General features: G+C 69.4%; 17 protein-coding genes. 6 read left to right on the top strand and 11 right to left on the bottom strand.

Features of this window, described 5'->3' with window-relative positions:
• Positions 1 to 5: 5 nt before the first annotated feature.
• Positions 6 to 1,409, top strand: a complete 1,404-nt coding sequence (gene mptB, locus JOF29_RS02640) for a polyprenol phosphomannose-dependent alpha 1,6 mannosyltransferase MptB (RefSeq protein ID WP_209692635.1) — start codon at positions 6 to 8, stop codon at positions 1,407 to 1,409.
• On the opposite strand, the gene menD is transcribed toward mptB, so the two are convergent.
• Genes menD through menE form a run of 3 tightly spaced genes read right to left on the bottom strand, consistent with a single transcriptional unit; the run spans position 1,402 to position 5,047 of the window.
• The gene (menD, locus tag JOF29_RS02635; protein WP_209692634.1) at positions 1,402 to 3,036 is read right to left on the bottom strand and encodes a 2-succinyl-5-enolpyruvyl-6-hydroxy-3-cyclohexene-1-carboxylic-acid synthase; all 1,635 of its coding nucleotides are present in this window, start codon (positions 3,034 to 3,036) and stop codon (positions 1,402 to 1,404) included. The two genes, mptB and menD, sit on opposite strands and share 8 nt — an antisense overlap.
• The gene (locus JOF29_RS02630) at positions 3,033 to 3,959 is read right to left on the bottom strand and encodes an o-succinylbenzoate synthase (protein WP_209692633.1); all 927 of its coding nucleotides are present in this window, start codon (positions 3,957 to 3,959) and stop codon (positions 3,033 to 3,035) included. Before JOF29_RS02630 ends, menD begins: the two co-directional genes overlap by 4 nt.
• Entirely contained in the window at positions 3,956 to 5,047 is a 1,092-nt protein-coding gene (gene menE, locus JOF29_RS02625) for an o-succinylbenzoate--CoA ligase (RefSeq protein WP_209692632.1), read from the bottom strand. Before menE ends, JOF29_RS02630 begins: the two co-directional genes overlap by 4 nt.
• Before the next feature lie 109 nt (positions 5,048 to 5,156).
• Here menE and JOF29_RS02620 point away from each other — a divergent pair, with 109 nt between their 5' ends.
• Both JOF29_RS02620 and JOF29_RS02615 read left to right on the top strand, forming a co-directional pair.
• Positions 5,157 to 6,029, top strand: coding sequence for a 1,4-dihydroxy-2-naphthoate polyprenyltransferase (locus tag JOF29_RS02620; protein WP_209692631.1), 873 nt, complete (start codon positions 5,157 to 5,159; stop codon positions 6,027 to 6,029).
• An 11-nt stretch (positions 6,030 to 6,040) separates the two neighbouring features.
• On the top strand, positions 6,041 to 6,814 hold the full coding sequence (locus tag JOF29_RS02615) for a nucleotidyltransferase domain-containing protein (protein ID WP_209692630.1): 774 nt from the start codon (positions 6,041 to 6,043) through the stop codon (positions 6,812 to 6,814).
• A 24-nt stretch (positions 6,815 to 6,838) separates the two neighbouring features.
• Here JOF29_RS02615 and JOF29_RS02610 read toward each other — a convergent pair whose 3' ends face one another.
• On the bottom strand, positions 6,839 to 7,417 hold the full coding sequence (locus tag JOF29_RS02610) for a TetR/AcrR family transcriptional regulator (protein ID WP_209692629.1): 579 nt from the start codon (positions 7,415 to 7,417) through the stop codon (positions 6,839 to 6,841).
• A gap of 106 nt (positions 7,418 to 7,523) precedes the next feature.
• Here JOF29_RS02610 and JOF29_RS02605 point away from each other — a divergent pair, with 106 nt between their 5' ends.
• Complete coding sequence (locus JOF29_RS02605; RefSeq protein WP_209692628.1) at positions 7,524 to 8,483, top strand: NADPH:quinone oxidoreductase family protein; 960 nt, start codon at positions 7,524 to 7,526, stop codon at positions 8,481 to 8,483.
• Positions 8,484 to 8,529: 46 nt separating this feature from the next.
• Here JOF29_RS02605 and JOF29_RS02600 read toward each other — a convergent pair whose 3' ends face one another.
• The 3 genes from JOF29_RS02600 to cds1 form a co-directional block, all read right to left on the bottom strand.
• Positions 8,530 to 8,916, bottom strand: a complete 387-nt coding sequence (locus JOF29_RS02600) for a hypothetical protein (protein WP_209692627.1) — start codon at positions 8,914 to 8,916, stop codon at positions 8,530 to 8,532.
• Positions 8,913 to 9,497 carry a nucleotidyltransferase domain-containing protein gene (locus JOF29_RS02595; protein WP_209692626.1) on the bottom strand — a complete coding sequence of 195 codons (585 nt, stop codon included), beginning with the start codon at positions 9,495 to 9,497 and terminating at the stop codon, positions 8,913 to 8,915. The genes JOF29_RS02600 and JOF29_RS02595 overlap by 4 nt, the downstream gene beginning before the upstream one ends.
• Positions 9,498 to 9,656: 159 nt before the next feature.
• Positions 9,657 to 10,775: an L-cysteine desulfhydrase Cds1 gene (gene cds1 / locus JOF29_RS02590; RefSeq protein ID WP_209692625.1), complete on the bottom strand. Its 1,119-nt coding sequence runs from the start codon at positions 10,773 to 10,775 to the stop codon at positions 9,657 to 9,659.
• 115 nt (positions 10,776 to 10,890) lie between these two features.
• Between cds1 and JOF29_RS02585 the strand changes: the two genes are divergently transcribed.
• Both JOF29_RS02585 and JOF29_RS02580 read left to right on the top strand, forming a co-directional pair.
• Positions 10,891 to 11,910 carry a M48 family metallopeptidase gene (locus JOF29_RS02585; protein ID WP_209692624.1) on the top strand — a complete coding sequence of 340 codons (1,020 nt, stop codon included), beginning with the start codon at positions 10,891 to 10,893 and terminating at the stop codon, positions 11,908 to 11,910.
• A 75-nt stretch (positions 11,911 to 11,985) separates the two neighbouring features.
• On the top strand, positions 11,986 to 12,462 hold the full coding sequence (locus JOF29_RS02580; RefSeq protein ID WP_307863117.1) for a GNAT family N-acetyltransferase: 477 nt from the start codon (positions 11,986 to 11,988) through the stop codon (positions 12,460 to 12,462).
• Here JOF29_RS02580 and JOF29_RS02575 read toward each other — a convergent pair.
• From JOF29_RS02575 to JOF29_RS02560, 4 genes are all read right to left on the bottom strand, one after another.
• Positions 12,459 to 14,837 carry a hypothetical protein gene (locus JOF29_RS02575; protein WP_209692623.1) on the bottom strand — a complete coding sequence of 793 codons (2,379 nt, stop codon included), beginning with the start codon at positions 14,835 to 14,837 and terminating at the stop codon, positions 12,459 to 12,461. The two genes, JOF29_RS02580 and JOF29_RS02575, sit on opposite strands and share 4 nt — an antisense overlap.
• A 97-nt stretch (positions 14,838 to 14,934) precedes the next feature.
• Positions 14,935 to 16,497, bottom strand: a complete 1,563-nt coding sequence (locus JOF29_RS02570; RefSeq protein ID WP_209692622.1) for an MFS transporter — start codon at positions 16,495 to 16,497, stop codon at positions 14,935 to 14,937.
• Positions 16,498 to 16,556: 59 nt separating this feature from the next.
• A complete protein-coding gene (locus JOF29_RS45125) occupies positions 16,557 to 17,159 on the bottom strand; it encodes a TetR-like C-terminal domain-containing protein (RefSeq protein ID WP_307863116.1) in 603 nt (200 codons plus the stop codon).
• Between the two features lie 179 nt (positions 17,160 to 17,338).
• Positions 17,339 to 17,590: a DUF4229 domain-containing protein gene (locus JOF29_RS02560; protein WP_209692620.1), complete on the bottom strand. Its 252-nt coding sequence runs from the start codon at positions 17,588 to 17,590 to the stop codon at positions 17,339 to 17,341.
• Between the last annotated feature and the right edge of the window lies 1 nt (position 17,591).

Genomic DNA, 17,591 nt, shown 5'->3' with positions numbered 1-17,591 from the left:
CGCTCATGCGCTCGCCGATCGTCCGTGGGGTCGTCGGCTCTGTCGTAGTTGCTCTCGCCAGCCTGGTGACGTCGGTGGTGCCACAGTCGTCGTGGGTCGCCTCGGTCCCGCTGCGTCACTCCCTGCCCGGGCGGATGGTCGGGTTGACGTTCATGGTGGCCGGGCTCGGGCTGATGGCCTGGGCCTGGCTCACCGTCGGCCGGCGGGTCATGGCCGGCGAGCGGCTCCCCCTGCTCCGGATGACGGCGTACTGGAGCGTCCCGCTGCTCCTGGCGCCGCCGCTGTTCAGCCGCGACGCCTGGAGCTACGCGGCCCAGGGCGCGCTGGTAGCGGAGGGCTACAACCCGTACGACGTAGGACCCGGCGTACTGTCCGGCCACATCGTCGAGGCCGTCGACCCGATGTGGATGCAGACCCCTGCACCGTACGGTCCCCTGCCGCTCGCGTACGGCGGCCTGGTCGCCCACCTGACCATGAACCCGTACCAGCTGATGCTGGCGCACCGCCTGCTCGCAGTACTCGGCATTGTCCTCATCGCCTGGGCCGTACCGCGACTTGCGACCGCCTGCCGGGTCGACCCGGCCTTTGCGACCTGGCTGGTCGTACTGAACCCCATGCTGATCACCCACGGCATCGGCGCCGCTCACAACGACATCCTGATGCTGGGGCTGGCCTGTAGCGCGTTCGCACTCGCACTGACGGGCCGTTGGGGTACGGCGGCTGTCGTGGCCGGTGCTGCCGCCGCGGTGAAGCTCCCGGGCGGGCTGGTCGCAATAGCGATCGCTGCGGTGATGAGCCCGCTGGCAGGGCGGCTGCACCGGTTCGCCAGCCTCGTGATCGCGGGCGCCGTGTCGGTGCTGACACTCGTCACCGTCGGGGCCCTGACCGGTGTGGGCTCCGGCTGGCTCGGTGCGCTCGACGTACCCGGGCTGGTTCGTTCTCCGTTCTCCATCGCCAACCTGGTCGGTATGGCGGCGTCCGGCGTACTCGGCTGGCTGGGCGAGGACACTGCCGCCGCACAGGCACTACAGATCGTGCGGCTGATCGGTATGGTCGCCGCACTCGGCCTGATCGCGTGGCTGAGCCTCAGGTCGTCCATCCACTACGCAGCGCGGGCTGTCGGAGTGGCCCTGCTCGCGGTTGTCGTACTGGGCCCAAGCGCGCACGACTGGTACTTCCTGTGGTGCCTGCCGTTCCTGGCCGTCGCACGGCCCGGCCGACGGCTGACCACGACCATCACCGCGGTCAGCCTGATCTTCACGATCGCCGCCCCGCTCAACTCGTCACTGCGCGGCGCGACCATCCCGATCCTGACGACGACCGCCCTGGTGATCGCGATCGCCCTGCCGCTGCTCAACCACCTCCGCACGCTGCAACCGGCGCGGAAGGTACCCGTCACAACTACTTGATCGCGTCCACCAGCGACTGGCTCAACGGCCGGTGGCTGTCGCGGGAGATCCGTACCTCGACCACGTCCACCCCGGCCACCGTCGGCACGAGAGCGGCCCGCAGCTCGTCGGCTGTCTGCACGAGCGTGTACGACGTACCGCTGGCGGCGCACAGTGCGGACAGGTCCACGTTGTGCGGCGTACCGAAGACGCGCTCGAAGTGCGTGGCGTGCGTCGGATCCCCCTGTTCGAGGGTGGAGAAGATCCCGCCGCCGTTGTCGTTGACGACCACGATCCGCAGGTCCGGGCGGGGCTCGTCCGGTCCGATGATCAGGCCGTTGCTGTCGTGCAGGAACGCGAGGTCGCCGATCAGCGCGTACGTCGGGCCCGCGTTCGCGAGCGCGGCGCCGACGGCGGTGGAGATCGTGCCGTCGATACCGGCCAGGCCGCGGTTGGCGATGGTCCGGATCGGCACGACCGGGGCGAGGTCGAGGTCGCGGACCGGGTTCGAGGAGGCGACCACGAGCATGCCGTCGGCGCCTACGGTCTCAGCGACGAGTGCGGCGACGCTCGGTCCGCTCAGGCCGTCCGCGAGCAGCTTGTCGATCTCCGGGCGAGCCGCCTGGTCCGCGGCCTGCCAGCGCGCCAGCCAGTCGGTCCCGTCGGGCGCGGTGACCTCCATCCCGGTCACCACCGACGCCGCCCGCCGGGCCGGGTCCGGCCAGGACCCGGTCGGCGACACCACGATCACCTGCACGTCGGCCCGCGCCAGCAGTTGCGAGATCGGCCGCGACAGCGTCGGGTGCCCGAAGACCAGCACGCGCTCGATCTCACCGGCCAATTCACTTGCCTGCAGCAACAACCGGTACAGCGAGATGACGGACGACCCGGTCCGTGCCCGGCTCGACGGCTCCGCGAACAAGGGCCACCGCCCCGCCTCAGCCACCAGCCGGGCCGCCTGCGAGGCCCCGTCGCCAGCAACCACCACCGTCTTCGGCCCGGGAGACACTGCCGCCGGTTGCCCAGCCGCAGCGTGCACAGCAGTCCAGGGCCCAGTACTACGACCAGCCAAGGGCTCCGGCCAGTCAGGCCCCTCGGTAGGCACGAGAGGCTCGCTGAGCGGGCAGTTCAACTGCACGGGCCCAGGATCAGCGGACCGCGCTCCCGTAGCCACAGCCACCGCTCGTGCAACCTGCGACCGCCAGTACGCCACCTGCCCGATCTCACGCACCGGCGTACCCATCTCGTGGAACAGCCGGACCGCAGACCCGAACACCTTCAACTGGTCAGTCGTCTGGTTCGCCCCGCTACCTCTGAGCGCAGGCGGACGGTCCGCACTCAGCACAACCAGCGGGAGCCCACTGTGCGACGCTTCGAGCACAGCAGGGTGCAGGTTCGCGACCGCGGTACCCGACGTCGTCACAACAGGCACCGGCAGACCAGTGCCCCGCATCAGCCCGATAGCCAAGAAGCCCGCCGTACGTTCGTCGATGCGAACGTGCAGCCGCAACCGCCCGTCGCGGTCCGCAGCAGCGAGTGCCAGCGCCAGCGGGGCGCTCCGGGAGCCCGGTGACACCACAGCCTCGCGGACACCGCAACGGATCAGCTCGTCGACCACCACAGTCGCGAACGCTGTGGACGGGTTCATCCGGCACTCCTTACTCGGGACAGGCGCTCTTCCCACACCCTGGTCCGTTCCGCATCAGCACGGGAAGCCTGTAGCAGTTGGGGATCCGGGGCGACGCGTTTGACCGGCAGGAACCCGTTGGTGGGCAGTAGAGGTTCCGTGACGACCTCTTGCGTAAACATCGAGACCGTGGCCAGCCCGCACGCGTACGGCAGCTCCGGAAGCGCAGCAGCGAGTGCAACGCCGGCCGCGATACCTACTGAGGTCTCCAGCGCTGACGACACCACGACGGGCAGTCCGATCTGCTCTGCGATGTCCAGACACGCACGGACGCCACCGATCGGCTGCACCTTCAGTACGGCGATGTCAGCCGCGTCGAGCTTCTTCACCCGCAGCGGATCCTCAGCCCGGCGGATGGACTCGTCAGCCGCAACAGGTACGCCCGTACGCCGCCTGACCTCAGCCAACTCCTCCACAGTCGCGCACGGCTGCTCGACGTACTCCAACTCGAACCGCTGCAACTCCTTGAGGCTCCGCAGCGCCTGGTCCACCGACCACAGCCCGTTGGCGTCAATGCGGACGTTTCCGTTGCCTATGGCATCCCGTACCGCTTCCACCCGCTCCAGGTCGTCAGCGAGCGTCTGCCCCGGCTCAGCCACCTTCACCTTCGCCGTACCGCATCCCGATGCTCTGACGATCTCCGCGGCCTTCTCAGGACCTACGGCCGGAACAGTGCAGTTGACCGGGACCAGGTCGCGTACTGGTGCCGGCCACCCGTCCTCGGCGGCTTCACGCGCCGCACGCAGCCAGGGGACACACGTGGCGTCGTCGTAGTCCAAGAACGGGCTCCACTCGGCCCAGCCCGCAGGGCCTTCGTACAGCATGCCCTCGCGCACCGTGATGCCCCGGAACTTGTTCTTGAGCGCGATCGAGTACGTGATCACCGAGCGTTCTCCAGCAGCCGCTGCCGGTCAACCTTGCCCGAAGCAAGCATCGGCAACGCCTCCAGCTGTACGACGTCCTGCGGCGCCCAGGTCCGCGGCAGGGTCTCGCTGACCCAGTCGCGGACCTCGTCCCGCGCGGGCTCACCGACGACGAAAGCGATCACCCGTGTCCCCCACTCCGCATCGGGTGCTCCCAGCACGACAGCGTCCTTCACCCGGGGGTGTTCGAGCAGCCGCGCCTGCACGGTGGTCAGCGTGACGTTCACGCCCCCGGAGATCACCACGTCGTCCACGCGGCCGACAACCCGCAGGCGCCCGTCCACGAACTCGCCACGGTCCTGCGTACGGAACCAGCCGTCCCGCAGTACGTCGGCGGTCAGCTCCGGACGCAGCCGGTACCCGGAGAACAGCGTGCTGCCCTTGATCAGGATCCGCCCGCCGTCCAGGTCGATCGACGTACCGTCCAGCGGCACCCCGTCGTACACGCAACCGCTGCCGGTCTCGGTCATCCCGTACGCCGGGATCGCGGTCACGCCGGCTTCCCGCGCGCGCCGTTTCAGCGGCTCCGGCGTCGACGCCCCGCCGATGATGATCGCGTCGAACGACCGCAGCGCTTCCAGGTCCGTCTCGAGATAGCGCGCCAGCTGCGTCGGGACCATCGCGGTGTAGCGGCGGTCTCCGGTCAGCCGGCGGGCCGCGGCGGTGAAGCTGTCGCCGACCGGGACCGGCGTCGTACCGGCGACCAGCGAGCGGGTGAGGATCTGCAGGCCGCCGACGAAGTACGGCTTCATCGGCAGCAGCCACTGCCCGGGGCCGCCGAGCCGGTCATGGGTGGCGACCGCCGAGGAGATCAGGGCGTCCCGCGACAGCAGCACGCCCTTCGGCTCGCCCGAGGACCCGGACGTGGTCAGCACCACGGCGCAGTCGTCCTCGAGCGGCTCGTCCGGCGCCGCGGCCTGGTGCACCCGCGCAGCCCCGACGGCGTCCTCCGGCACCGGGGCGAACGGCGCACCGCTCCCGTCGAGTACTTCGCTCAGCGCCGACAAGACCGCGTCCGGCGTACCGGGAATCAGCCGCAAGGTAGACATGTCACACCGAGCGTACGGCCCACGGTCGGCTCGCAGCACGTTGGAGAGCTTTGCCACACGGTCGGCCCGCCGCGGCGGGTCGACCGTGTGGCTGACAGAATCGACGGTCATGGCTACCCCTGCCCAGTGGATCGAAGGCGCCCGCCCCCGCACCTTGCCCGCCGCGATCTCCCCCGTGCTCGTCGGAACCGGCGCGGCCGCCTACCTGGACGGCTTCGTCTGGTGGAAGGCACTGCTGGCCCTCGGCGTCGCGCTGGCGCTGCAGATCGGCGTCAACTACGCCAACGACTACAGCGACGGCATCCGCGGCACCGACGAGAACCGCGTCGGCCCGTTGCGCCTGGTCGGCTCCAAGGTCGCCTCTCCCGGCGCCGTGAAGACGGCCGCGTTCAGCTGTTTCGGTGTCGGCGCCGTGCTCGGCATCGTGCTGTGCGCCACAACCACCTGGTGGCTGCTGGTCGCCGGGGCCGCGTCGCTGCTCGGCGCGTGGTTCTACACCGGCGGCAAGAAGCCGTACGGCTACCGCGCCCTCGGCGAGGTCAGCGTTTTCCTCTTCTTCGGACTGGTCGCCGTGCTCGGTACGACGTACGTCCAGGCCGAGACCGTGCACTGGACCGCCGTCGCGGGCGCCGTCTCGGTCGGCTCGATCGCCTGCGCGCTGCTGGTCGCCAACAACCTCCGCGACATCCCCACCGACTCGGTGACCGGCAAGCGCACGCTGGCCGTGGTCCTGGGCGCGGCCAACTCCCGCCGCCTGTACGCCGCTCTGGTGGTCCTCGCCTTCGTCCTGGCCGCCGTCTCGGCAGCCGCGACCCCGTGGGCGCTGCTGGCCTTCATCGCCGTCCCACTGGCCATCAAGTCCACGCGGGTGATTCTCAGCGACGCGGTCGGCCCGGCCCTCATCCCGGTCCTGAAGAACACCGGCCTCACCGAACTCCTGTACGCCGTCGGCCTCGGACTCGGCCTAGCCATCGGTGGGTAGGCTTCGGCGGCATGACTTTGCCGGTTGCTGTCGCGGAACTGACCGAGCGCTTCCTGGCCGAGGTGGACAGCCGCCTTCCGGAACGGCTGACCGGGCTGTTCCTGCACGGGTCGATCTGCTGGGGCGAGTTCTTCCCCGGTAGCGACGTCGACTTCGTCGCGGTGTGGGACGACGTACCGGCCGGAAGCGATCTGAAGCTCCTGCAGGAGGCACACGAGACAGCCAAGGCGGAGCTGACCTTCGACGGCTTTCACTGCACGGCCGCCGACTTGGCGACCCATCCGTCAGCGCTCTCGCCGCGTCCGGTGTTCTTCCAGGGGGCGTTCAACCCCGAGGGCACCAGCGACATCAACCTGGTCACCTGGCACGAGCTGGCCGAGCGCCCGGTGGTCGTCCACGGCGAACTCCCGCCGGTCTACACGAACCTCGACGACCTGATCGCGTTCACCCGGACGAACCTCGACACGTACTGGCGCGCCATCGCCCGGCGGATCGAGCTCGCCGACCTCGCCACCGCCGGCCAGAACGACGCCGCCGTCGCCTGGGTCACCCTCGGCGCCCCCCGCCTCCACCACCTCCTCACCACCCGAACCCTCACCTCGAAGAGCGGCGCCGGCCGGTACGTCCTCAACTCCCTGGACCCCCGCTGGCACCAGCTCGCCGAGGAAGCCCTCGCCATCCGCGAAACCCCCGGCACCCCGACCACCTACAACACCCCCACCGAACGCGCCCAGGACACCCACGCCCTCCTCACCTGGATCCTCCAGGACGCCACCGGCCACTAGATTCGCCGGACATGCCGGTTCGGGTCATAGGGCTTCCCAGGCGGACATTGCGCAGGTGATGACGGTTTCCAGTTCGGGGCGGGTGGCGCCGTCGCGGGCCTGGAGGGAGAGGCCTTGGACGACGGTCGTGTAGTAGCGGGCGATCGCGTCGAGTCGCGCGGGCGGTACGTCGGCGGCCAGGCGGTCCCTGATCTCGTCGTATATGCGCCGGCGGCCGTCGGCGAGGAACTGGCGGACGGCGTGGTTCTCGACGGCGCCGGTGGGGGCGGCGAGGATCAGCATGCAATAGTGCGGATGCTCGGGGTGGGTGATCTGGTCCGCGGTCGCCCGCAGCATCGCGTGGATCGCGTCGCGGGCGGTCGCGCCGTCACGGAGGGCACGGCGGGGCGGTTCGCCGGCGGTTGCGCCGTACAGGCTCATGACCTGGCGGAACAGGTCCTCCTTGCTGCCGAAGTACGCGTAGATGCTCGCGGAACGGATCCCCATCGCCTCGGCGAGGTCGCTCAGCGAGGTGCCTTCGTAGCCGCGTTCCCAGAACACGTCGAGGGCCTGGCGCAAGGCGACGTCCGGGTCGAACGTACGCGGTCTGCCGCGGGTCGCCATCCGCTCCTCCGAAGTTTGTTGGTCGATCGACCAAGTTCATCTTGACTCACCCTTCTCCGCGGTGCAACTCTTTTGTTGGCCGATCGACCAACAAAAGAGGTGTGGGATGCGAGCACTACTGCAGACGTCGCTGAACGGACCGCAGGACCTGAAGCTGACGGACGCATCGGTCCCCCGCCCCGGGCCGGGCGAGGTGCTCGTCCGGGTGACGGCCGCCGGGGTGAACTTCGTCGACAGCTCCCAGTCGCACGGCACGTTCGCGGGCGGCCCGCAGCCGCCGTACGTCGCCGGAATCGAGGCCGCCGGCGAGGTGGTCTCCGTCGGCGCGGGCGTCGACCTCGCGCCCGGTATGCACGTGATCGGCGTGTGCATCGGCGGCGGTGCGTTCGCGGAGTACGCCGTACTGCCCGCGGTCGCCGCGCTCCCCGTGCCGGCCGGGTGGGACGACGAACAGGCGCTCGGCCTGGTCGTCAACTGGCCGACCGCGCTGGCGGCCCTCCGCCCGCTGGGCAGCCTGGCGGCCGGCGAGACCGTCCTGATCCACGCCGCAGCCGGCGCCACCGGCCAGGCCGCCGTACGGATGGCCAAGCACCACGGCGCCACGGTGATCGCCACGGCCTCACCGGAGAAGCACGACACCGTACGCCGCCTGGGCGCCGACCACGTCCTGGACTCCCGCAGCCCCAGCCTGACCACCGACATCCTCGACCTGACCACCGGCGTCGACCTGTCCCTCGAATCCACCACCCTCACCACCAGCCTCGAGGTGACCAAACCCGTCACCGGCCGCGTAGTCGTCTACGGCCTGGCCGCCGGCACCTCAACCCTCACCAACTGGGACCTGGTCTACAAACACCAGCTCCACGTCATCGGCCTGAACCTCGGCGCACTAATCCAGCACACACCACACATCTACGGCGAAGTCCTCACCGAACTGTTCACCCTGATCTCCACCGGCGTCCTCACCCCCACCACCCCAACCACCTACGCACTCACCGACGGCCCGAAAGCCCTCACACAACTCGAATCCCGAACCACCACAGGCAAACTCGCCTTACTGCCATGAAACGACCCTGGCAGCACTCCCGGGAGGGCGATCCTCGCCGAACTGGTCAGCTTTGTTCGGTGAGGAGCTTCGAAGCGCCGTCAACGAGAATCCTCGCGTGCCGCACGGCCTTCTTCACCTGCCCGGGCTGGACGAACACCAGTCCGTAGTGGGCGTTGTCTTTGATGCCGTCGGAGCCGGCTTGAGCGACAAGGGCGAGTGCTCGGCGGTGGTCCTGTCCGCGCGACCGGTACCCGAGCGCCGTACAGCAGGCAGCGTCGGCTGCCGCGATGCCGGCGAGGACTGCGAGGGCCGCGGAGACGTGATCGGTGGAAAGGTCGTTCTCCTCGCCCTCGACCAGCTCGGCAACGTCGAGGAAGGCGCGGGCCTGGTTCAGTCGAACGCGGGCCTGCGCCCGGTTGCAGTCTTCGGTCCGGCCCTTGGTCGGGCTCATCGGCCCAGCACGTTCCTGCTGACCTCGGCGTGAAGACGGCGGAAGTCGTGGCCGTAGACCGTGATGCAGTCGCGGAGCCACTCGTTCACGATCGGTTCGCCGGCCAGGAGATGGTTGGCCAATTCGTCGATGCTGATCGCGTAGGTCTGGAGGAAGTTGCCCGTCCACTCGTGAACTTGCTCGGCAAGCATCGCGATCTTGTCGGGCAGTGCGGTGGATGACTTGTCCGCCGCGTGCACCACGAGAAGATCGATGTCGCTGTCGAGGCCGCCTTCCCCTCGAGCGACCGAGCCGAAGAGGCTGACATGCACGGGGAGTGCCTCCCACTGCCCAACCGCCTCCGTGAGGCGGTGGACCAGCTTGCCGGGCAGGGACACGAGGTCGAGGACAGCATCCGCGGCCAGGTGCTTGCGATTCAGCACGTACATGACGCTCGGGCCAGCGGCTGTGGCCGTGACCAGTCCGGTGTCGACCAGCCTGGTCAGAACCTTGCGCACTCCGGATTCGCTGCCCACCTCGGCCAACTGGTGCACTCGACGGCCCGTCAAGGGCTGGGTGGTGCGAGCGAGCGCTGCCAGCACAGGACCGTCCAGTGTCGGGACCACAGTGCCGATCGGGCGTGCGAGGTCCATCACAGCCCCCATCACAATTGTCACGATAACCCGACTATAGTACGGATGCAGGTATTATAGTCGGGGTCGCCGCAGTTTAGTGCGAGAGCCCGTCGCCACGTGGGACTACTACTTCGGCTCGGTCCAGTGGCCGGTGGTGGCGAAGGTTTCCAGGGTGGCGGCGTACGGGGTGATGTCGATGCCGCTGGTGCGGAGCCAGGCGTCGTCGTAGTAGGTGTTGCCGTAGCGTTCGCCGCTGTCGCAGAGGAGGGTGACGATGCTGCCGTGGGCTCCGGTACGGCGCATTTCGGCGGCCAGGCGGAGGGCGCCCCACAGGTTGGTGCCGGTGGAGCCGCCGACGAGGCGGCCGGTGACGCGAGAGCAGAAGCGCATCGCGGCGATCGAGGCGGCGTCCGGGACGGAGATCATCCGGTCGACGACGCCGAGGACGAACGACGGTTCGACGCGCGGGCGGCCGATCCCTTCGATGCGGGACGGGCGGCCGGTGGAGAACTCGTGGTCGCCGGCTTCGAAGGCCGGGAAGAACGCGGAGTTCTCGGGGTCGACGACCGCGACCGAGGTCTCGTGGCGCTGGTAGCGGACGTACCGGCCGATGGTGGCCGACGTACCGCCGGTCCCGGCGCCGACCACGATCCAGGTCGGGATCGGGTGCTGTTCGAGCGACAGCTGGCCGAAGATCGACTCGGCGATGTTGTTGTTGCCGCGCCAGTCGGTCGCGCGTTCGGCGTACGTGAACTGGTCCATGTAGTGCCCGCCGGTCTCCTCGGCGAGCCGCTTGGCCTCGCCGTAGATCTGCCCGGAGCGCTCGACGAAGTGGCAGCGGCCGCCGTAGAACTCGATCAGCTCGACCTTCTCGGGGCTGGTCGAGCGCGGCATCACGGCGACGAACGGGAGACCGAGCAGGCGCGCGAAGTACGCCTCGCTGACCGCTGTGGAGCCGCTGGACGCCTCGATCACCGCGGTGCCCTCGTGGATCCAGCCGTTGCAGAGGGCGTACAGGAACAGCGACCGGGCCAGGCGGTGCTTGAGCGAGCCGGTCGGGTGCACGGACTCGTCCTTGAGGTACAGGTCCACACCGGTACCTTCCGGCATCGGGAACACGTGCAGATGCGTGTCCGCGCTCCGGTTCGCGTCGGCGTCCACGACCCGGATCGCCTCGGACACCCAGGCCCGGTCCTTCTCGTCGCGGCGATCGACCTCGCGGCACACCCCGTCAACCTCACTCATGCGGGCCAGGCTAGGACTTCCAGACCGATTTGAGTATTCCTACGCTCGGTGACCGGACGCAGGACCCCGAAAGCGAGCTACTGTCGGAACTCATGACGACCGGGCAGGGGGAACGATGACCGAGAACAGTGATCGGCCGACGCGGCAGCGGGTGACGTTGACCGACATCAGCTCGCGGGCGTGGGAGCACCCCGCGGACCGCGGTGCGCTGGTGGCGCTGCGGCAGCTGAAGGGGTTCGACTACGTACTGCGGAAGATGTCCGGGCTGATCAACGAGCGCGCCTTCCGGCTGCAGTACCTCGGGTCGGCGATCCGGGTCGACGAGCGGCAGTTCCCGACCGTGAACCGGCTGTACACCGAGGCGGCCAGCACCCTCGACGTCCGGGACCTCCCCGAGCTGTACGTCACCAACAGCCCGATCTGGAACGCGGTCACCATCGGCATGGACAAGCCGTTCATCGTGGTGAACAGCGCGCTCCTTCCGGGCCTCGACGAGGAGGAGCTGCGGTTCGTCCTCGGGCATGAGCTCGGCCACGCGCAGAGCGGGCACGCCCTGTACCAGTCGCTGCTGATGTGGCTGATGCGGCTCACCGGCGCGTTCAACTGGATGCCGATGGGCGCGCTCGGACTGCGCGCGATCATCGCGGCCCTGCACGAGTGGTCGCGCAAGGCCGAGCTGTCCGGCGACCGGGCCGGTCTGCTCGCGGTCCAGGACCCGGCGGTCGCGCTGCGCGTCCAGATGAAGCTCGCCAGCGGCGGCCAGCTCGCCGAGCTCGACACGACGGCATTCCTTGCACAGGGCACGGAGTACGAGAGCGCCGGCGACCTGCGCGACAGCGTGCTGAAGCTGCTGCTGCTCGAGGCCCAGTCGCACCCGCTGGCCGTGATCCGGGCGCACGAGCTGCGCCGCTGGGTCGACGAGGGCGAGTACACGACGATCGTCTCCGGCGACTACCCGAAGCGCGAGGACGACGGCGACGCGTCGATCTCGCAGGAGGCGAAGAACGCGGCCAAGTCGTACTCGGAGGCGTTCAGCCGCTCGCAGGACCCGCTGGCCAAGCTCCTCCGCGACCTCGGCGAAGGCCTCGGCGGCGTCCGCGACTGGGTCTCCTCGAAGTTCCCGCCCCGAAACTGACTGGTCCCGACTCCGCGTTGATCGCAAACCCACCCCACCAACCCGATCAGAGGGCCGACTGCGATCCTGAACACCGTGATCGACGTACAAGCAATCGGCCCGGACGACTGGAAGGCCTGGCGCGACCTGCGCCTGGCCGCGCTCGGCGAGGCGCCGTACGCCTTCGGTTCGCAGCTCGCGGACTGGGTGGAAGCGCCCGAAGAACGCTGGCGGCAGCGGCTCTCCGAGCCCGGCGCCTACCAGGTGATCGCCACGATCGACGGTACGCCGGCCGGAATGGCAGGCGGGTTCCCGGACAACGACACGGCTGAGCTGGTGTCGATGTGGGTCGCCCCCGCCGGCCGCGGCCAGGGCGTCGGCAACGCGCTGATGACCGCTGTCGAGGACTGGGCCCGCAGCACCGGCGCTACCGCCATGACGCTGTCTGTTGTCCCCGGCAACGACCCGGCACACGGCCTCTACCTCCGCCACGGGTACGTCGACACGGACGAGCCCGGCGATCTGATGGCCGACGGCGTACGTCGCGAACTCGTCATGCGCAAGCAGCTCTAACGCTCCATCGAACCGCGCCGCCGCACGTCAGGGCGCCGCGGCGACGACTGCCCTTGGTCCGCGGTGCCGGGCGCCTGCGGCTCGGCGGCGGGAACGAGCTCGGGGGCCGGCCGCAACAGTTCGGCCGCACGGTCACCCAGACGATTCCGCATGCCCGCGGCCAGGTACTTGCTCTCCGCCGCTCGCCAGGTGCCCCGGGAGCGCTCGATGTCGCTGATCCGCTCGTGCAGCGCCGGCTCCTGGTCGCGTCGGGCGGCCTGCTCGCAGAACCAGTACCGCGACGCCTCCCGGGCGATGTAGTCGTTTCCCTTGGCGGCGACGTCGACGACCTCGATCTCGCCGGCCGGAGTCTCGTCGAAGGTGATGTACGCCGGTCCGTGCTCGTCGGACCGCGCCACGACCGTCACCCGGTTCCCGTTCACTGGCGGGACCGGAAGCTCGGACTGGCCGACCGGGTTGTCGGCCTGCACGTCCCGCACGGTCTCCGCCGCCAACTGCCGGTCCGCCGCGACCGCGTGATCCAGCCGCAGTACCGACCCGTTGTCCTTCTGGAAACGGGTCAGCGAGTCGGAGATCAGGTCGAGCGAGCGCGCGGTCGTCCAGCCCGTCTCCGCGTCCGCCGTGACGACCGCCTGCCGCCAGGCGTCCGGGAGGCGGACCTCGACGCGGCTCGGGTCGTCGAGCGGCCGTACTTCGGTCACCTGCAGACCGACCGCCGCGATCTGCTCCGACCGTGCCTCGTCGTCCGGCAGGAACATGGTGAGCGGCTGGGTGTTGTAGGCGCGGCTGTACGCCCCTTGGACGACCGCGGCGACCAAGGCGTCGTCGGCCCCCGGGACCGCGCCGAGCGCTCCGAGTTCGTGCCGGGCGTCGGTCTGCTTGATCGCGGCGGCGGCGACGGGCGACCCGTCGAGTACGGCGACCGCCACCATCTGCCCACCCTCGCTGGACGGCGGATTCATGGCCCGCCACAGGCCGTCGACGCCCGGATGCACCGCGCCCTCGGCATGCTCAGCGGCCGCCCACACAGTCTCGGACGCCTGCTCCTGCAGAGCCACGAACGTCGGCTCGGACGGGCGGAGGAACAGCACGTCCCCACCGGCTTCGCGGAACCGTTGCACAGCGGCGGCCAGGACTTCTGGGTCCCCGGCCGGCTCGCCCTGTGCGTCCAGCGCCCGCAGCAGGTCGGTCATCCGGGTCGCCGACTGCCTGTCCAGCTTCCGCAGGTTGTACTGCAGCTGGAACGACCGGGTCGCGGCATCGGCCGAGCTGATCGAGTACTCCGCCGTCTTCGCGTATTCGAGGGCACCGGCCGTGGAGAAGGAGACGGCGCCACCGGACCGGCGCGCCGCCTCGAACATCATGCACTCGGTCGCCCGGAACGCGCCGGTATCCGCCGAGCCGAGGAACCGCAGTACCTGCACGTTGCCGTCGGCATTGCGCCCAGCCGTGACCAGGCCCCGTGGCTGCCCGTCCGCCATCGCGACCATCGTCCGTACGCCGGGCTTGTCAGGAATCGGGTTCTGCGCGAGGTAGTCGGAGTTCTGGGCCAGTTCAAGCATCGCGAGACCTGCGGCATCCCGATCCTCCGGGTTGCCGTGGTCGTACACCTCGATGGTGCCGCCCCGATCGATCCAGCCCTTCAGCTCGGTCGCCCACCGCCGGGGACCCTGCCCGTCGGCCATCGCGGATCCGACCTGGGGGAAGGGATCCCGGCCGTCCTGCTGGCGGAGCGCGACCTGCTCGGCGATGTGCCGGACGTCGTCCGCCGGCCAGGTCTGCGCGGCCGCCTTCGTGCTGCGCGACTGCCCGTTGGCCCCGATCATCCGCCGGGCCTCGAGCGCCCGGGGCCCGTGCCAGGTGTCCGGCGAAACCCGGTGGGACAGCGTCAGGGTCTCCTGCGCGGCGATCGACGCCAGCGCGTACTGCACTGCGTAACCCGCCTGCTCGCCGCTCGGCAACGAGGCGTCCGCGAGTACGCCGGCCGGCGCCGACGGAAACGTCGTACCGCCGCCGACCACGACCAGGTCGTCCTTGTCCCGCTGGAACGTCACGACCGTCACTGGTCCGTCGTCGCCGGCTTCGGCAACCACGGCGTACTCGGCGTCCGGATGCGCAAGCGCGTCCACGGCCGCGCGCTGAGACCGCCAGCCCGGACCCCGGTCGATTCCCGGAAGCCCCCGGCGCAGCGTCTCGGTCAGGTGGTTCGTATCGGCGAACGCGTGACCGACCCGCTGCGTGTAGCGCCGCCAGTCGGTCCCGGACTGCTTGGCGATCACCCGCACCGTCGCGCCAGGCCGGCCGACGAATCCGCTCACACCGTCGGCGATCGACGCCACAGTCCCTTGCAACCGCTCGTTCCGTTCGTCCAGCACCTGCACACCCTAGGGGCCGCGCGGGAGCAAGACGAAGGGCCTGCTTCCCCCCTCCCGGGAAGCAGGCCCTCCGAGCTCTGACGAGCGCTAACAGCGCTCAGCCCATGTGGACCGGGCTCTGGCCGTCGTTGGCCAGGTCCTTGTGCTTGATCGACAGGCCGATCAGCGTGATCAGCCCGGCGCCGAGCGCCAGGAACGACGACCACAGGAACGCGCGGGTGAACCCGTGCGTCGTGGCGAGCGCCAAGAACTGCCCCTTCAGCTGATTGAGCTGCTCCGGCGACTGCCCGGACTCGGCCGCCTTCTGCAGGCCCGGGGCCAGCTCGGCGAACCGGTCCTTGATCGCGTTCGCGGAGATCGTCCCGAGCAGCGCCAGACCGATCGCACCACCGATCTGCTGCACGGTGTTCAGTACTGCGGAACCGACACCCGAGTCCTCCGCCGCCACACCACTGACCGCGGTCAGCGTCAACGGTACGAAGATCAGGCCCATACCGAACGACAGCACCAGGATGTACGGCAGCAGGTCCGTCAGGTACGTCGAGTCCACCTGGAGCCGGCTGAACCCGAACATGCCGGCCGCCACGAACACGCCACCCACACCGGAGATCCAGCGCGGGTCGACCCGCGCCACCAGCGTCGACGCGACCTGCGCCGCGACCACGATGCCGACGCTGAACGGCAGGAACGAGACGCCGGTCTTCAGCGCGCTGTAGCCCATGATCGACTGCACGAAGATGCCCAGGAAGTAGAACATCGAGAACATCGCCGCACCGACGATCAGCATCACGAAGAAGCTGATCCCACGGGTCCGGTTGGCGAGGATCCGGAACGGCATCAGCGCGTGCCGGGACCGGGCCTCGATCCCGAGGAAGATCCCGATCAGCGCCAGGCCGCCGAAGATGTAGATCAGCGTGGCGGTGTTGCCCCAGCCGCTCGAACCCGCGTGCGTGAGGCCGTAGACCAGCGCGGTCAGCCCCACGGTGCCGGTGATGGCGCCGGGCAGGTCGAACTTGCCGGACTGCCGGGCCGACTCGCCGAGGTACCGGAACGCCAGTACGGCGACCAGCAGGCCGATCGGCGTGTTGATGAAGAACGTCCAGCGCCAGGACGCCTCGGTCAGTGCGCCGCCGAGGATCAGGCCGACGGCCGCACCGGCCCCCGACATCGCGGCGTACACACCCATCGCGCGGTTGCGTTCCTTGCCGGCCGGGAACGTCGTGGTGATCAGGGCGAGCGCGTTCGGCGAGGCCGCCGCGGCCGCGAGACCCTGGAGGATCCGGCTGGCGAGCAGAACGCTCTCGTTCTGCGCGATACCGCCGACGAACGACGCCAGGCCGAACAGCACGACACCGAACACGAACACCTTGCGGCGGCCGACGATGTCACCGATCCGGCCGCCGAGCAGCAGCAGACCGCCGAACGCCAGCGCGTACGCGTTGACCACCCAGGGCAGCGAGGCGTCGGAGAATCCGAGCGCGGCCTTGATGTGCGGCAGCGCGATGTTCACGATGGTGCCGTCCAGCACGACCATCAGCTGCGCCATGCAGATCAGCGCGAGCGCGATCCCGAGATTGCGATGCCCGTGAGCGTTCGGCTCACCCACCGCGTCGACCGGCCGCCCTTCCGGCGGATCGGCGTTGATGACTTCTTCGGACATAAGAAAAGTTCCCCTCTTGGGCAGACTGTCTAGCTGGTCGCGGACCGGCCCCTCACCGGTCAGCTCGCCTGCGACCCCCGCGCCGCAGGCATGATCACGTTGTCGATCACTCGGAGGATCAGTTCGTCGGTCGGCTCGACGCCGAGGATGTAGGCGTGGTGGATGATCACCGCGGGCAGTGTCACCGACAGCAGCTCGACGTCCACGTCCGGCGCGATCTCGCCGCGCGCGACGGCACGCTCGTACACCTTGCTGGTCAGCGCGTTCCGCGGCGCCAGGAAGCGTTCCCGGAAGGCCTTCTGCAGGTCGTCGTCGCGGTGCAGCGCGGTCAGCAGGCCGGCCACCACCGACATCGGCACCTCGTCGGTGAACCCGCCGTCGCCGCAGGACATCGAGATCAGGTCGCCGCGCAGGCTGCCGGTGTCGACGTCCTCCGGCATCGGGCAGCCCTTGGCCCGGCTGATCGCGTCCACGACCAGCTCGGCCTTGGTGGACCAGCGCCGGTACAGCGTGGCCTTGCTGGCCTTCGCCGCGGTCGCCACCGCGTCCATCGTCAGCCGGTCGTAGCCGAGCTCGGCCACCACTGCGACGGTCGCGTCGAGGATCTCCTCCTCACGCCCACCTTCGACCCGCGGCCGCTGCCGCACGCCTGCTGCATCCACCTTGATCACCCTGAGTAGCTACACCTGCACCGATAGAACGAAACGGTTTCGTTTCATCCACCACAGTACGACTCATGTGAAGGAAGGCACAAACGATTTTGCCAGGAATTCACCAGTGGCATAGGTCACTCTCCGTACCAGTCGAACACTGGTACGGCGTTGGCCCGCGGGGTGCCGGGTTAGTCGTCGTCCTCGGCGGAGCGGGCTTGCTCGAGGCGGGCGCTGATCTTGGTGGCGCGGGTGTCGATCTTGCCGGCCAGGCGGTCGCGGGCGGCGCGCAGCACGAAGATCGAGAGGATCGAGGACACGACCAGGGCCAGCAACGCGATCGGCCAGATCGACAGCCAGCTGCGCAGCGCGAACCACAGCACCGCGAGGCACACCGCGAACAGCCCGGCCCGCAGGCCGGTGTAGATACCGAATTCCTTCATG

It is taken from the genome of Kribbella aluminosa (genome assembly GCF_017876295.1).
Taxonomy (GTDB): domain Bacteria; phylum Actinomycetota; class Actinomycetes; order Propionibacteriales; family Kribbellaceae; genus Kribbella; species Kribbella aluminosa.
This window is presented reverse-complemented; position numbering and strand designations above follow the sequence as displayed.